General features: G+C 69.1%; 16 protein-coding genes. 11 read left to right on the forward strand and 5 right to left on the reverse strand.

Annotated features, from left to right (window positions below):
• Nucleotides 1–9 precede the first annotated feature (9 nt).
• Genes QRD43_RS12975 through QRD43_RS12990 form a run of 4 tightly spaced genes read left to right on the forward strand, consistent with a single transcriptional unit; the run spans nucleotide 10 to nucleotide 1,924 of the window.
• Complete coding sequence (locus tag QRD43_RS12975; RefSeq protein ID WP_285982892.1) at nucleotides 10–126, forward strand: cytochrome oxidase small assembly protein; 117 nt, start codon at nucleotides 10–12, stop codon at nucleotides 124–126.
• Between the two features lie 7 nt (nucleotides 127–133).
• Nucleotides 134–757: a cytochrome c oxidase assembly protein gene (locus tag QRD43_RS12980; protein ID WP_285982893.1), complete on the forward strand. Its 624-nt coding sequence runs from the start codon at nucleotides 134–136 to the stop codon at nucleotides 755–757.
• A gap of 59 nt (nucleotides 758–816) precedes the next feature.
• Nucleotides 817–996 carry a DUF2970 domain-containing protein gene (locus QRD43_RS12985; protein ID WP_285983186.1) on the forward strand — a complete coding sequence of 60 codons (180 nt, stop codon included), beginning with the start codon at nucleotides 817–819 and terminating at the stop codon, nucleotides 994–996.
• 43 nt (nucleotides 997–1,039) lie between these two features.
• On the forward strand, nucleotides 1,040–1,924 hold the full coding sequence (locus QRD43_RS12990; RefSeq protein ID WP_285982894.1) for a cytochrome c oxidase subunit 3: 885 nt from the start codon (nucleotides 1,040–1,042) through the stop codon (nucleotides 1,922–1,924).
• Nucleotides 1,925–2,033: 109 nt separating this feature from the next.
• Here the strand turns inward: QRD43_RS12990 and QRD43_RS12995 are convergent, their stop codons facing one another.
• A complete protein-coding gene (locus QRD43_RS12995; RefSeq protein ID WP_285982895.1) occupies nucleotides 2,034–2,255 on the reverse strand; it encodes a DUF2909 domain-containing protein in 222 nt (73 codons plus the stop codon).
• Nucleotides 2,256–2,308: 53 nt separating this feature from the next.
• Here QRD43_RS12995 and QRD43_RS13000 point away from each other — a divergent pair, with 53 nt between their 5' ends.
• The 6 genes from QRD43_RS13000 (at nucleotide 2,309) to QRD43_RS13025 (ending at nucleotide 7,224) form a co-directional block, all read left to right on the forward strand.
• Nucleotides 2,309–3,037: an SURF1 family protein gene (locus tag QRD43_RS13000; protein WP_285982896.1), complete on the forward strand. Its 729-nt coding sequence runs from the start codon at nucleotides 2,309–2,311 to the stop codon at nucleotides 3,035–3,037.
• Nucleotides 2,997–3,728 carry an SCO family protein gene (locus QRD43_RS13005; RefSeq protein WP_285982897.1) on the forward strand — a complete coding sequence of 244 codons (732 nt, stop codon included), beginning with the start codon at nucleotides 2,997–2,999 and terminating at the stop codon, nucleotides 3,726–3,728. The genes QRD43_RS13000 and QRD43_RS13005 overlap by 41 nt, the downstream gene beginning before the upstream one ends.
• 45 nt (nucleotides 3,729–3,773) lie before the next feature.
• The gene (locus QRD43_RS13010) at nucleotides 3,774–4,832 is read left to right on the forward strand and encodes a COX15/CtaA family protein (protein ID WP_285983187.1); all 1,059 of its coding nucleotides are present in this window, start codon (nucleotides 3,774–3,776) and stop codon (nucleotides 4,830–4,832) included.
• A 1-nt stretch (nucleotide 4,833) separates the two neighbouring features.
• Nucleotides 4,834–5,745 carry a heme o synthase gene (cyoE, locus tag QRD43_RS13015; protein ID WP_285982898.1) on the forward strand — a complete coding sequence of 304 codons (912 nt, stop codon included), beginning with the start codon at nucleotides 4,834–4,836 and terminating at the stop codon, nucleotides 5,743–5,745.
• A gap of 4 nt (nucleotides 5,746–5,749) precedes the next feature.
• Nucleotides 5,750–6,364, forward strand: a complete 615-nt coding sequence (locus QRD43_RS13020) for an SCO family protein (RefSeq protein ID WP_285982899.1) — start codon at nucleotides 5,750–5,752, stop codon at nucleotides 6,362–6,364.
• Between the two features lie 275 nt (nucleotides 6,365–6,639).
• Nucleotides 6,640–7,224: a DUF1877 family protein gene (locus QRD43_RS13025; protein ID WP_285982900.1), complete on the forward strand. Its 585-nt coding sequence runs from the start codon at nucleotides 6,640–6,642 to the stop codon at nucleotides 7,222–7,224.
• Nucleotides 7,225–7,538: 314 nt separating this feature from the next.
• On the opposite strand, the gene rpoH is transcribed toward QRD43_RS13025, so the two are convergent.
• The 4 genes from rpoH to ychF form a co-directional block, all read right to left on the reverse strand.
• The gene (rpoH, locus tag QRD43_RS13030; RefSeq protein WP_285982901.1) at nucleotides 7,539–8,453 is read right to left on the reverse strand and encodes an RNA polymerase sigma factor RpoH; all 915 of its coding nucleotides are present in this window, start codon (nucleotides 8,451–8,453) and stop codon (nucleotides 7,539–7,541) included.
• A gap of 121 nt (nucleotides 8,454–8,574) precedes the next feature.
• A complete protein-coding gene (locus tag QRD43_RS13035) occupies nucleotides 8,575–9,075 on the reverse strand; it encodes a chemotaxis protein CheW (protein WP_285982902.1) in 501 nt (166 codons plus the stop codon).
• A gap of 115 nt (nucleotides 9,076–9,190) precedes the next feature.
• On the reverse strand, nucleotides 9,191–12,376 hold the full coding sequence (locus QRD43_RS13040) for an ATP-binding protein (RefSeq protein ID WP_285982903.1): 3,186 nt from the start codon (nucleotides 12,374–12,376) through the stop codon (nucleotides 9,191–9,193).
• A gap of 238 nt (nucleotides 12,377–12,614) precedes the next feature.
• Entirely contained in the window at nucleotides 12,615–13,706 is a 1,092-nt protein-coding gene (gene ychF, locus QRD43_RS13045; protein WP_285982904.1) for a redox-regulated ATPase YchF, read from the reverse strand.
• Nucleotides 13,707–13,815: 109 nt separating this feature from the next.
• Here ychF and QRD43_RS13050 point away from each other — a divergent pair, with 109 nt between their 5' ends.
• A complete protein-coding gene (locus tag QRD43_RS13050) occupies nucleotides 13,816–14,928 on the forward strand; it encodes an FAD-dependent monooxygenase (protein ID WP_285982905.1) in 1,113 nt (370 codons plus the stop codon).
• Nucleotides 14,929–14,961 lie beyond the last annotated feature (33 nt).

The raw sequence follows: 14,961 nt of genomic DNA on the forward strand, positions 1-14,961 counted from the left end.
GACCCCGTGATGAGCACGTCGCCTGAACAACGCAAGGCCAATCGCCGCCTGGGCCTGATCCTGGCCTCGGTCGCGATCGCCTTCATGGTCGGCTTCATGGTCAAGATGACCTGGCTGGGGCACTGAGGCCGTCATGAGCGACAAGCGCTGGCAACTCGCCGCCCTCCTGCGCCGGGACAACCGGCTCATGATGGGCAAGCTGCTGGTCGTCGTGGCGCTCATGTCCGGCTTCGGCTATGCGCTGGTGCCGGTCTACCGCGCAGTCTGCACGGCGCTGGGCATCAATGTGCTCACGCTCGCGGAGGGCGCGCATGTGGCCCGGGCCGAGGACGTCAAGAACACCCAGGTGGACTACAGCCGCAGCATCGAGATCGAGTTCGATGCCAACGCCCGCGGCCCCTGGGACTTCAAGCCGGCCACGAACCACCTCAAGGTGCACCCGGGCGAGCTCACGACCGTCATGTACGAGTTCCGCAATGTGCAGGACCGGACGATGTCGGCCCAGGCCATCCCGAGCTATGCCCCCAAGCAGGCGACGGCCCACTTCAAGAAGCTCGAGTGCTTCTGCTTCAACGAATACACCCTCGCCCCGGGCGAGGTGAAGCAGTGGCCGGTGGTGTTCTACGTGGACCCGAAGCTGCCCAGGGACGTCAAGACCATCACGCTGTCGTACACCTTCTTCGAGGTGAGCGGCAAGGGCGTCGGCAAGACGGCGGCGCCGCAGGCCGCGGCTCCCTCGCAGGAGCGTGCGCTGTGAGCAAGGCCGGACAGGATTTGAAGGAAGCGGCGGCCCGCAAGGGCAGCTTCCTCGGAACGATGAAGGCGGTGGCCTGGTCGTTCATCGGCATCCGCAAGGGGGCCGGGTATGAAAAGGATGTGGCGCAATTGAACCCGGTGCATGTGATCATCGCCGGCGTCATCGCGGCCGCAGTATTCGTGGTCAGCCTCGTGCTGCTGGTCCAGTGGGTGATCGGCAGCGGCGTGGCGGGCTCCTAGTGTTGAATTGAATTGAGTCGTTAGAAGATCGAGGAGATCATCAATGTCGGCAGCGACCTCTCAGGGAAGCACTCCCTACTACTTCGTGCCGGGCCCGTCGCGGCATCCGGTGATGGCCGCCTTCGGCCTGTTCTTCGTCATCCTCGGGGCCGGCCAGTGGGTCAACGGCCATGAGTGGGGCGCCTACTCGCTGGCCTTCGGCCTGCTGTGGTGGGCCGTCGTGCTCAAGCAGTGGTTCGGCGATGCCATCCGCGAGAGCGAGGGCGGCCTCTACAGCGACCGCATCGACGTCTCCTTCCGCTGGAGCATGAGCTGGTTCATCTTCTCGGAGGTGATGTTCTTCGCGGCGTTCTTCGGTGCGCTGTACTGGGCCCGCGTCTACTCGGTGCCGGCCCTGGGCAGCCTCGAGAGCCAGCTGCTGTGGCCGGACTTCAAGGGTCTGTGGCCCAGCGTTGCCGCCGGTGCCACCGCCTCGCCGGCCGCCACGGTGGAAGCCTTCACGACCATGGGCCCGCTGCCGCTGCCCACGATCAACACCGCGCTGCTGCTGACCTCCGGCGTCACGCTGACGATCGCGCACCACGCGCTGATCGCCGGCAACCGCGCCCGCACCATCGCCTTCATGTGGCTGACGGTGCTGCTGGGCATCACCTTCCTGTGCGTGCAGGGCTACGAGTACGCGCATGCCTACCATGAGCTGAACCTCAAGCTCAGCTCCGGCATCTACGGTTCGACCTTCTTCATGCTGACCGGCTTCCACGGCTTCCACGTCTTCGTGGGCATGCTGATGCTGCTGTTCATCACCCTGCGCCTGCAGAAGGGCCACTTCACCAAGGACCGCCACTTCGGCTTCGAAGGCGCCGCCTGGTACTGGCACTTCGTGGACGTGGTGTGGCTGGGCCTGTACGCCGTCGTCTACTGGATGTGACCGTCCCGCGCGACGCTGCGGCGTCGCGCGTCCTGGCCCGCTGCGAGCGGCCCTGAAAAAAGCGCCGCATGCCGCGGCGCTTTGTCTTTGGGCTGGGGTTCGCAGGCGTTCAACGTCCCATGGGGATGCCGGTGGGCTGGATCCAGCCCATCTGGTGGCTCAACAGGATGAAGAGGAAGAGGGCGACGGACACGCCCACGCGCACGGCCAGCGCCCGGGCCATCTGCGGCCCCTGCTTCTTGCGGTCGCCGCCGCGGCGGAGCATGAACAGTCCGGCCGCTGCGAGGGCGCCGAGAATGGCCACGAAGCCAAGCATGATGAGAGTCTTCATGGCTGTCGATTATTCCACCCGCTCCGGCGCCTGCCCTCGTGAATCCCCCTGACATGAACCCGCCCGCCGCCCCCGCCGACCGCAAGCGCCGCTGGCTGCTGCCGCTGACCCTGGCGGGCGTGGCGCTCACCGCCAGCCTCTGCGCCTGGCAGCTGGACCGCGCCGGCCAGAAGCGGGCGCTCGAAGCCGCCATCACCCAGCGTGCCTCGGCCGCCGCCCTGGACAACGCCGGCCTGGCCGCCGAGGGCGCGCAGGCCCTGCACCGCCGTGTGCGCCTGCAGGGGCACTGGCTGGCCGAGCGCAGCGTGTGGCTCGAGAACCGGCCCATGGACGGCCGCGTGGGTTTCTTCCTGGTGACGCCGCTGCAGCTCCGGGGCCGGGCGGAGGCCGTGCTGGTGCAGCGCGGCTGGGCGCCCCGCGATCCCGCGGACCGCAGCCGTCTGCCGGCGCTGGCGGACGAGGCGGGCGAGATCGTGATCGAAGGCCGGATGGCCGCATCGCCCTCACGGCTGTACCAGCTCGGCGAGGCGGGCCGCGGGCGCATCCGGCAGAATCTGGACCCGGCCGCCTATGCCCGCGAGACGGGGCTGACCCTGCTGCCCCTGACGGTGCTGCAGGCGTCCCACGAAGGGGCCACGCCGGGTCTTCAGCGCGACTGGCCGGCGCCGGCCGTCGATCTCCACAAGCACTACGGCTATGCCGCGCAATGGGCCGCGCTTTCGGTCCTCCAACTGGGTTTGTATGTCTGGTTCCAAGTCCTCCGCCCCCGACGCGCACGCTGACATCCCCAGCGGCGCCGCGGGCGACCGTCCGCTGTCCTTCACCATCCACAGCCAGCCGCAGCCGGCCGAGCTGGCCAGCCAGGCCGACCTGCAGCGCACCCGCGCCGGCCGTCTGCGCATGCTGGGCGTCGTGGCGGTCTGTGCCGCGCCCGTGGTCGCCTCCTATTTCAGCTTCTACGTGCTGAAGCTGCAGGGACGCGCCTACTCCGACCTCATCACGCCCACGGTGGAGCTTCCCGCCACGCTCACGCTGCAGGACCTCGACGGCAAGGCCGTGAGCCCCGAGTCGCTCAAGGGTCAGTGGCTGCTGACGGTGGTCCAGCCGAGCCGCTGCGACGCGCAATGCGACCGCCTGATGTTCGCCCAGCGCCAGCTGCGCGAGATGCAGGGCAAGGAGCGCGACAAGTTCGACAAGCTCTGGCTCATCCCCGACCAGGAGCCGGTGTCGGCCGAGCTGCGCGCGCTGATCGCGCAGGGCACGCCCGTGACCGCGTTGCGCGTGCCGGCGGAGCAGCTGCAGGCCTGGCTCAAGCCCGCGGCCGGGCACCAGCTGAACGAGCATCTCTTCCTGATCGACCCGGTCGGGCGCTGGATGATGCGCTCGCCGGCGGATCTCGACCCGGGCAAGTTCAAGAAGGACCTGGACCGTCTGGTCAAGGCCAATGCCGGTTGGGACCGGCCCGGGCGCTGAGGGGCGGGCACCGTGATCGGATTCGACTTCAGCCCGCTGCTGCAGATGCTCGCCATGGCCGTCGTGCTGGGCGGGCTGCCGCTGGCCTGGGTGTGGCGCCAGGGCCGTGGCGCCCCGCACCGGGAGCGCCTGCGCCTGCTGACGGTGCTGGCCATGACGCTCACCTTCGAGCTCATCCTCTTCGGCGCCTTCACCCGCCTGACCGACTCCGGCCTGGGCTGCCCCGACTGGCCCGGCTGCTACGGCCATGCCTCGCCCCTGGGCGCGCACGGCGACATCCAGCTGGCCCAGACGGCCATGCCCACCGGCCCGGTCACCCACGGCAAGGCCTGGGTGGAGATGCTGCACCGCTACTTCGCCAGCGCCGTCGGCTTCCTCATCCTCACGACGGCCGTGCTGCACACGCGCTGGCGCCGGGAGGCCGGCATGCCGTCGCCCGCCTGGTCCTGGCTGAGCCTGGCCTGGGTGCTGGTGCAGGGCCTGTTCGGGGCGCTGACGGTGACGATGAAGCTCTTCCCCGCCATCGTCACGCTGCACCTGCTACTGGCCCTGGGCCTGCTGATGCTGCTGGGCTGGCAGGCCCAGCGCCTGGGTGCGCGGCGCGAGCCGATGACGCCCGGTCTGCGCACGGGCCTCGTGGCCGTGCTGGCGGTCGTGCTGATGCAGGTGGCGCTGGGGGGCTGGGTCAGCACGAACTACGCCGTGCTGGCCTGTGACGACTTCCCCACCTGCCAGGGCGGCTGGTGGCCGGCCATGGACTTCGCGCGCGGCTTCACGCTGTGGCGCGAGCTGGGTCTGCATCACGACGGCAGCGTGCTGCCCTTCGAGGCACTCGTGGCCATCCATTGGACGCACCGCCTCTTTGCCGTGGTCGCCACCGCCGCCGTGCTGCTGCTGGCCTGGCGCCTGCACCGTGCCGGCCTCGCGACGTGGTCGCGGCGCCTGCTTCTCATCCTGCTGTGGCAGCTCCTGAGCGGCCTCAGCAACGTCGTGCTGGACTGGCCGCTTGCGGCCGCTCTGGCCCACACCGGCGGCGCTGCGGCGCTGCTGCTCTGCCTGACCCTGCTGCGCGCCCGCGCGCAGCGCCTGACTCCCGAAGCCTGACATGGCCGCTACGACCGCTCCCGCTGCATCGCTCTCGCGCTGGCAGCAGTTCTACCAGCTCACCAAGCCCCGCGTGGTGCAGCTCATCGTCTTCTGCGCCGTGATCGGCATGGCCCTGGCCATCCCGGGCTGGCCGAGCCCGGCGCAATGGGGCGCCATCGCGGCCGGCACGCTGGGCATCTGGCTCGTGGCCGGCGCGGCGGCGGCCTTCAACTGCCTGATCGAGCAGCACATCGATGCCAAGATGAAGCGCACCGCCTGGCGCCCGACGGCCAAGGGCGAGCTGAGCCGGCCGCAGACACTGCTGTTCTCGGCGGTGCTGTGCGGCCTGGGCATGGCGCTGCTCGCCTACGGTGCCAACGTCGTGACGATGTGGCTGACCTTCGCCACCTTCGTGGGCTACGCCATCATCTACACGGTGATCCTCAAGCCGATGACGCCGCAGAACATCGTCATCGGCGGCGCCTCGGGCGCCATGCCGCCGGTGCTGGGCTGGGCCGCCGTCACGGGGGACGTGGGGCCGGAGTCGCTGGTGCTGTGCCTCATCATCTTCCTGTGGACGCCGCCGCATTTCTGGGCGCTGGCGCTGTACCGCGCCGAGGATTACGCCCGCGCCGGCCTCCCGATGCTGCCGGTCACCCATGGCAACGAGTTCACGCGGCTGCAGATCGTGCTCTACACCTGGATCCTCTTCGCCGCGACGCTGCTGCCCTTCCTCATCGGCATGAGCGGCTGGCTCTACCTGGCGAGTGCGCTGATCCTGGGCTTCTTGTTCTGCCTCCATGGCTGGCAGCTGTGGCGCGAGTATTCTGAGGCCCTGGCACGCAAGACGTTCCGCTTCTCCATCCTGCATCTGTCGCTGCTCTTTGCCGCCCTGCTGCTGGACCATTACCTGCTGCCCCTGATGGCCTGACACCATGATCAAGAAACGATCCCTGCTCCTTGGCGCCGCCACTGCGGCGCTCGGCCTGGCCCTGTCGGGGTGCGACCTCGCCTCCTCGAGCAAGAGCAGCTTCAAGGGCGTGGACCTGACCGGGGCCAAGTACGCCCGCGAGCTGCAGCTGCCCGACATCGACGGCCGCAGCCGCAGCCTCGCCGACTTCAAGGGCAAGGTGGTGGTCGTCTTCTTCGGCTTCACGCAGTGCCCGGACGTCTGCCCCACCACGATGGCCGAGCTGGCCCAGGTCAAGAAGACCCTCGGCGCCGACGGCGACAAGGTGCAGGGCGTGTTCGTGACCGTGGACCCGGACCGGGACACGCCCGAACTGCTCAAGGCCTACCTCGGCAGCTTCGACCCGAGCTTCGTCGCGCTGCGCGGCACGGCCGACCAGCTCAAGGCGGCGGCGCAGGAGTTCAAGGTCTATTACGCCAAGGTGCCCGGCAAGACGCCCGAGACCTACACCATGGACCACACCGCGGCCAGCTTCATCTTCGACACCGAGGGCCGCATCCGCATCTTCTCCCGCTACGGCAGCGGGGCCGAGGCCCTGAGCCAGGACATCCAGACGCTGCTGGCGGAAGCGAAGCGCTGAGAGGCGCCTTGGGTCCGGTCATGGCCGGGCGCAGAAGGTCACCCGTGAGCGCTGGGTCGTGGCATCCGCCAGGTGGATATGATGCGTCGCGTCAGTGCTTACCCACGCCGCCTTCATTGATCGGTTGTGTACCCTCGGTGCGAGGGGCGTCGGGGGAAATCATCGATGCAGCAAGTGCTCGATCGCGCATGCTGCGGTGCAGTTGTACGGACAGCGCCGATGCCCTGTGGCAGCGTTTGTCTCTCCATTTCACCTGAGGCCTCGCAATCACCACCATGGGTATCTGCTTCGTCGCTTACTCGATTAGCCCACACAACTTGGCGACCGTCCGGGCTGACCCGGCACTGGTCTGGCGTGTGCTCGAGTCCGAAGACGACGCGGCCTACCTGAAGCAGCTGGCCGAGGACAACAAGACGTCGCTGCTGCAGCGGCTCTTTGGAAAGAAGAAGGCGCCGGCAGTCCCGAAGTCGCTCAGCTTCTCCGAAGCGGAGATGAGCGTCCTGGACCTGGACAAGTCCTGGGACGGCCTCAGGCACTGCATCCAGTTATGCGCACCGGATGCGCCGGACTTCTTCGAGGGAGAGGGCCAGATTGGCGCCATCGACGTTGGTTACGGTCCCGCGCTGTTCATCGAAAGCCACACCGTCGCTCGCTACGCCCAGGCCTTGGAAGGCATCTCCGAGGACACCCTGCTTGAAAAGCTGCGGACCTCGGACTTCGAGGGCGTTTACCTTGACGGGCTCTGGAAGAGGCAGGACGAGGAAGCAAGGGCGTACCTGCTGGAGAACTTTCGTGACCTGCGCGCATTCACCGCACACTGCGCGTCGCAGGGTCAAGCGGCCATACTCCATTTCACGTAAGGCGAGGCCTGAGCCCTCGCTCCACCGGACCGGCAACGGCATGCCACGGCGGGCCGTCTTTTCGTCCTCGGCCAGCCGCGTCCTGCCCTCGCGGTCCGGTTGGCCTCAATGTTGAACGAGCGCGCTTGGGCCGCGGACCCGCCAATTCGCCAGACCGCTCGGGGTCCAGCGCGGCCACACGCCCCACGCCACCCGGACAGCTCCCCCGCTTGAATCGGCCACCGCTGTCAGACCCTTCAAGACCACCGCACCCCACACCCGCATGAAAAAGGCCCCTCGCAAGGGGCCTTGTCGTGGGCGAGGGGCGGCTGGAATCAGGCCGCTTCCGTCAGCGCCTTCTTCATCTTCTTCATGGCCGCCACCTCGATCTGGCGGATGCGCTCGGCGCTGACACCGTACTCGGCGGCCAGCTCATGCAGGGTCATGCCGCCCGAGGCGTCGTCGTTGACCTTCAGCCAGCGCTCCTCGACGATGCGGCGGCTGCGGTCGTCCAGCACGGACAGGGCGCGGGTGATGCCGTCGCCGGCCAGCGCGTCGCGGCCGCGGGCTTCCAGCACGCGCGTGGGCTCCTGGGTGTCATCCGCCAGGTAGGCGATGGGCGCGAAGCTCTCGCCATCGTCGTCGGTCTGAGGCTCCAGGGCGATGTCCCCCCCGGCCAGGCGCGTCTCCATCTCGAGGACTTCCTCGCGCTTCACGTTCAGCTCACGGGCGACGTGCTCGATCTCGGCCTCGCTCAGGCTGGCGCGCTGCACCTGGCCGTCCGCGGCGTCGCTCTTCAGGCTGTGCTTCATCGAGCGCAGGTTGAAGAAGAGCTTGCGCTGGGCCTTGGTGGTGGCCACCTTGACCATGCGCCAGTTGCGCAGGATGTACTCGTGGATCTCGGCCTTGATCCAGTGCATGGCATAGGACACCAGGCGCACGCCCTGCTCGGGGTCGTAGCGCTTGACGGCCTTCATCAGGCCCACATTGCCTTCCTGGATCAGGTCGCCCTGCGGCAGACCGTAGCCCAGGTACTGGCGGGAGATGGACACCACCAGGCGCAGGTGCGACAGCACCAGGCGGCCGGCAGCCTCGAGGTCGCCCTGCTCGCGCAGGCGGCGGGCGAAGCCCTGCTCTTCCTCGGGGGTGAGCATGGGCATGCGGTTGACGGCAGAGATATACGCGTCCAGATTGCCCAGCGACGGGAGCAGGGCCCAGGGATCGCGAACAGTCAGTGCTTGGTTGGACATGGATGGTTCTCGCTTTCGGTGAAGCCATTGCCGGCTTCGACCTAACAATATTAGCACTCAAACGGGATGAGTGCTAATCGTCGAGAAAAATCCCCAAGTGATTGATTTATATGGGTTTTGCTCAGTCCATCAGGCCGAAGTCCGGGCTGGCGATCATGGCTTCGATGTCCAGCAGGATCAGCAGGCGGTCGTTGACATTGCCCAGGCCGGTCACGAACCGGGTGTCGATGGACGAGCTGACCTCCGGGGCCGGGCGGATCGCCGAGCGGGCCATCTCGAGCACGTCCGACACGGAATCCACCACCATGCCCACCACGCGGCCGACCACGTTCAGGACGATCACCACGGTGAAGGCATTGATCTCGGCGTCGCAGCCCAGGCGGATGCGCATGTCCACGATGGGCACGATGACGCCGCGCAGGTTCACGACGCCCTTCACGAAGTGCGGGGAATGGGCGATGCGGGTCGGGGCCTCGTAGGAGCGGATCTCCTGGACCTTGAGGATGTCGATCCCGTATTCCTCCGCGCCGATGCGGAAGGTCAGGAACTGCAGGGCAGCGGGCGGTGCTTCAACTTCCACCAGGGCGGTACCGGGGGCGTGGGCAAGTTCGGTCGATGTCATGGACGATGTGCTTGGGGCAGTGCAGGCGCCTGGCGCCGTTCAACAGCTATTGTGCACAGGCGCCGAAAGCCCCTCGTGACGAATTCCCTCGCGGTGAGACGCAATGCGCGCTCGCTCAGGGAACTTCTGCCTCGCCGCCGGTCTCGCCGGGGGGCGGCGCCGGGGCGCCGAACAGCGCGTCGAGCTGCGCCAGCAGCGCCTGCAGGTCCAGCGGCTTGGTCAGATAGCCCCGCACGCCCAGGCCCAGCGCCGCCGTCTGCTGCTCGGGCAGGGCATTGGCGGAGACGATGAGCACCGGCAGGTCCGCCAGGGCCGGGTCCTTGCGCAGCGCGCGCAGGACCTCCAACCCGTCCATGTCCGGCAGCTGCATGTCGAGCAGCAGCAGGTCGGGGCGACGCTCGTGCAGGGCGGCCAGGCCGCTGCGGCCGTCCTCCCGGATCTCGCACTGCAGGGACGGACGCTGCGCCAGCATGGCCAGCATCAGCTCGGCGTTGACCGGGTTGTCCTCGATGTAGAGCACGTCGTGCGTGAGGCCGTAGTGGCGCTGCGCGATGCCGGGCCGGGCCTGCGCGGACGGCGGTGGCGGCTCGGCGGCGGCCAGGCGCAGGACGAAGCAGGCGCCGTCGCCCTCGTGCGGCTCGAAGTCCAGGCTGCCGCCCATCAGCTCGGCCAGGCGGCGGGAGATCACCAGGCCGATGCCGGTCCCGTCGATCGTGCCGTTCTCCTGGCCCAGGCGGTTGAAGGGCTGGAAGAGCTGGGACTGCTGCGCCGGCGTGAGGCCCGGGCCCTGGTCCAGCACGCGGATCTCCGTGAAGCCCTCGGCCGTCCGCCGGCTGCTGATGCGGACCTCGCCGCCGGGGCGGTTGTACTTGATGGCATTGCTCAGGAGATTGCTGAGCACCTGCTTGAGCCGGGTGACGTCGGCCTGGACCCACTGCGCCGCGGGGTCGAGTTCCACGACGATCCGGCCCGCCTGCTGCCGCAGCTGGCCCTGCAACAGCGCGGCCACCTCCTGCACCAGCGCCGGCACGTCCTGGCGGTCCAGCGTGAGGCGCATGTCCCCGGACTCGATGCGGGAGAGGTCCAGGGTGTCGTTGATCATCTCCAGCAGGTGCCAGCCGGCCTGCTGGATCTGGCGCGTCCATTCCTGCTGGCGCGGCGAGAGCCCACCCGGCTGGCCCTCCAGCCCCAGCAGCTGGGCGAAGCCGAGCATGGCGTTGAGCGGCGTGCGCAGCTCGTGGCTCATGCGGGAGAGGAACTCGTTCTTCGCGGCGCTGGCGGCCTCGGCGGCCTCGCGGGCGCGCTCCAGGTCCTGCAGACGGCGCTGGTCGCCGATGTCCTCCACCACGCCGAGCAGGCTGTAGGGCTGGCCGTCCTCGTCGCGCAGCACGCTCACCAAGGCGCGCACATCGACAACGGAGCCGTCCTCGTGCAGATAGCGCTTGGTGCGCTGGTAGCTGCTGATGTCTCCCCGCAGCAGGGCCTGGCCGAGCCGCTTGTCCTGGGCGCGGTCTTCGGGGTGCGTCATGTCCAGGGTGCGGCGGCCGAGCAGGCCCTGCAAGGAGTAGCCGAGCATCTCGCAGAAGCGGGGATTCGCCTCGCGGACGGCGCCATCAAGCTCCGTGAACACGATGCCGATGGGGGCGTTCTCGAAGATGTTGCTGAAGCGCCGCTCACGGTCCTTCAGGGCGGCCGTGGCGCGTTCACGCTCGGCGATCTCGTGGCGCAGGGCGGCGGTGCGGTCCCGCACCAGGGCCTGGACGGTGCTGGTGCGGCCGGTCACGCTCAGCAGCAGGGCTCCCAGCAGCGCCGTGCTGAACATCGCCACGACGACGAAGGGCAGGCTGCTGGCGCTGGCCAGCGTGCCGAGGTCGTTGCGGGGCATGTAGGCCGCGAGCGTCCAGCGCCGGCCAGCGAAGTCGAGCTGGATCTCACGCTCGGGCAGCTCGGCGCGGCGGTTGGCGCAGTCCGGCGCCCCGGCGATCTGCCGTCCGGCACCCTCGGAGCGGTCCATCAGGCACAGCAGCAGGCCCTTGGGCGAATGGGGGACCTGGCTCAGCAGCAGGTCGGGGCGCAGGGTCGTGAAGACGACGCCCACGGGCTCCCGGCCGGCGGGGGCCTGGACCGGCCGCACGGCGCGGTAGACGACGACACCGAGCGTCGGGCGGGTGTACTGGCTCAGCATGAAGGCCGCGCTCGCCACCGGCTGGCGTCCCTCCAGCGCCGCCAGCACGGCCTGGCGGGCCTCCGGGATGCTCAGCACATTGGTGCCCAGGGCGCCCTGGTTGCTGCGCTGGGGCTCGATGTGCCGGATCACCATCATGGCCTCGGTGGGCGGGGGGCGAAGGTCGCCGGTGCGCTGGCGGTCCCGGCTGCGGAAGTCGGGAAGTCCATCCCGCACGGCAGTTTCGTCGAGCCGATGCGCCTCGTGGCGCTCCACGCGGGCGGCATAGCCCAGGGCGTTCGCGCTGGGGGTCAGCCAGGGGCTGGCCACCTGGCGGAAGGTCTGTTGCCCCATGCCCGGTGCCTGTTCCAGCTGCAGGGCCAGCGCCTGCACCGGCACCAGCGGCTGCAGCAGGGCCTGCCTGCCCGTCGCGAGCAGGGCATCCGCCTCGCGCTCGAAGGCGTTGCGCGCGGCCTCGTAGTTCCAGGACTGCACCACCTGCGTGCCGTAGGACATCAGCACCGTGGCCAGCAGCAGGGGCAGGGCGACGTTGAGCCGGCGCGGGGCCCAGACGGCGTGCGGGCGGCCGATCAGGCACAGCAGGATGGGGGCCCCGATCAGCACCCCGAGGGCGTCGCCCATCCACCAGGACAGCCAGCTGTCCAGAGCCTGGTCGGGCGCCAGCGCCCCGGCGTTGCTGAGCGTCAGCGTCGCGACGGAGGCGCTGATGACGCCCGCGACCCCGGCACCGAGCAGGTTGAAGCGCAGCAGGTCGCGCGGGTCGACCAGCACCAGCGTGCCTGGCAGCCAGCGGCGGATCAGCAGCACCCCGACCAGGGCCTGCGCCATGGCGCCCAGGCCGATGACGCCGGAGTTCAGCCAGGACATCTGCCCGCGCTCCTCCCCCAGCACCAGATTGAGCAGCAGCGAGCCGAGCAGCACGCCCGGACTGGCGCGCAGCCCCCAGCACAGCAGCGCGGCCAGCGCGAGCCCGGCCGAGGGGAAGAGGGGGATGGCGTAGTTCGGCGCCATCGCCAGCTTGAGGCTGAGCAGGCCGACACCCGCATAGCCCAGGGTGAGGGCGATGATCCGACCGGCGGTCTGCTGCAGGTCCTTGAGGGAGAAGGTCGGTTTCATGCGCGCGACGGTCCGGCGTCGCACGCGCGAGGGGCAATCCTGCTCACTGGCCTGCTTGGCATTGACAATTCCGGCAATGGGGCTCGGTGCGAATTTAGCGCATTGTCCCGCGCTGAAAGCGGCGGAAAACCGACGAATGCGGTCGCAATCAGCCTGCCAGGCGGCGATGGGCCTGCCTGACCACGCCCGAAAACGACACTGGGCCCGAATGGGCCCAGTGTGCAGGGGAGCAGGGGGATCAGACGTTGAACAGGAAGTTCAGCACATCCCCATCCTTCACCACGTACTCCTTGCCTTCGGCGCGCATCTTGCCCGCGTCCTTGGCACCGGCCTCGCCCTTGAACTGGATGAAGTCCTCGAAGGCGATGGTCTGGGCGCGGATGAAGCCGCGCTCGAAGTCGGTGTGGATCACGCCGGCGGCCTGCGGGGCGGTGTCGCCCTTGTGGATGGTCCAGGCGCGCACTTCCTTCACGCCGGCGGTGAAGTAGGTCTGCAGGCCCAGCAGGCTGAAACCGGCGCGGATCAGGCGGTTGAGGCCGGGCTCGTCCTGGCCCATCTCGGCCAGGAACATCGCGCGGTCCTCGTCGCTCATCTCGGACAGCTCCGCCTCCGTCTTGGCGCAGATGGCCACCACCGGGCCCTTCTGGGCGGCGGCGTATTCCTTCAGGCGCTCGAGGAAGGGGTTGTTCTCGAAGCCGTCCTCAGCCACGTTGCCCACGAACATGGCCGGCTTGGCCGTGATCAGGCACAGCGGCTTGAGGATGACCAGCTCTTCCTTGCTGAAGTCGATGGAACGCACCGGCTTGGCCTGGTCCAGGGCGGCCTGGCACTTCTCCAGCACCTTCACCAGGGCAATCGCCTCCTTGTCACCGGCGCGCGCCACCTTGTTGTAGCGGTGCAGGCTCTTTTCCACGGTGCCCAGGTCGGCCAGGCACAGTTCGGTCTGGATGACCTCGATGTCGGAGATGGGGTCCACCTTGCCGTTCACGTGGATCACGTTCGGATCCTCGAAGCAGCGCACCACGTTGACGATGGCATCCGTCTCGCGGATGTGCGAGAGGAACTGGTTGCCCAGGCCTTCGCCCTTGGACGCCCCCGCCACCAGGCCGGCGATGTCCACGAATTCCACGATGGCGGGCACGACGCGCTCGGGCTTCACCACCTCGGCCAGCTGGGCCAGGCGCGGGTCGGGCAGTTCGACCACGCCCACGTTGGGCTCGATGGTGCAGAAGGGGTAGTTCTCGGCGGCGATGCCGGCCTTGGTCAGCGCATTGAAGAGGGTGGACTTGCCGACGTTGGGCAGGCCCACGATGCCGCATTTGAGGCTCATGGAGGGCTTTCTGAATGGCGCCAGGGCTGGCGTGGACGCAAAAGCACGATTTTAAGGGGTCTTGCACGGCCGCCGGCCGGCGCCCCCGCGCCTGCCTACAATCGCGGCCATGGATCCGTATGACATCCTCATCCGCGGCAGCGGCATCGTCGGGCGCAGCCTGGCGCTGCGGCTGGGCAGCCATGGCCTGCGCGTGGCGCTGCTTGGCGAGCGCGAGGCGCGGCCGCAGCAGCTGCAGGATGTCCGCGCCTATGCGCTGAACGCGGCGTCCGTCGGGCTGCTGCGCGAGCTGAAGGTCTGGGACGCCCTGCCCGAGGATGCCCGCAGCCCGGTCTACGACATGCGCATCCGCGGCGACGCCGCCGGGGCGCAGCTGGGCTTCTCGGCCTGGCAGCAGGGCGTGCCGGAGCTGGCCTTCATCGTGGATGCGGGCGAGCTCGAGCGCCAGCTGGCCCTGGCCCTGCGCTACGCCCCGCACGTCGACGTCGTCAGCGAGGCCGTGCCGGCCGCGCTGGAAGCCCTGTGCGAGGGCAGGGAATCCCGCCGCCGCAGCGAGCTGGGTGTGGCGTTCGAGCCTCAGGCCTACGGCCACCGCGCGATTGCCGCCCGCCTGACGACGGACCAGCCCCACCAGGGCGTGGCTCACCAGTGGTTCCGCTCGCCGGACGTGCTCGCCCTGCTGCCCTTCGAGCGGCCGCAGCCGGCGGCCTCCTTCGGCCTCGTGTGGTCCTTGCCCGAGGCCGAGGCCCAGGCGCTGCTGGCCTTGCCCGCCGAGGCCTTCGAGCAGGCGCTGTCGGACGCCACCGGCGGGTCGGCCGGCGCCCTGCGCCTGGCAGGCGAACGCCAGAGCTGGCCGCTGGCGCTGGCCCGTGCCGGCGCCGTCTCCGGCCCGGGCTGGGTGCTGCTGGGCGACGCCGCCCACCTGGTGCATCCGCTGGCCGGGCAAGGCCTGAACCTCGGCCTGGCGGACGTCCTGGCCCTGGCACAGGTCATCACCGAAAAGGAAGACTGGCGCAGCCTGGGCGATCCCCGCCTGCTGCGCCGCTACGAGCGAGCCCGGGCCCTGCCGACCCTGGCCATGGGAGAGCTGACCGATGGTCTGCTCAAGCTCTTCGCCAGCGAGGCTGCCCCGGTGCGCCGGCTGCGCAACGAGGGCCTGCAATGGCTGGACCGGGCTGCGCCGCTGAAGCGCTGGCTCACCGCCCGGGCCCTGGGGCAATGATTCCAAGCGGGCCCGTGGCGGCCCGCATCCACA

This window comes from Roseateles subflavus (genome assembly GCF_030285365.1).
GTDB classification, from domain to species: Bacteria; Pseudomonadota; Gammaproteobacteria; order Burkholderiales; family Burkholderiaceae_C; genus Roseateles_B; species Roseateles_B subflavus.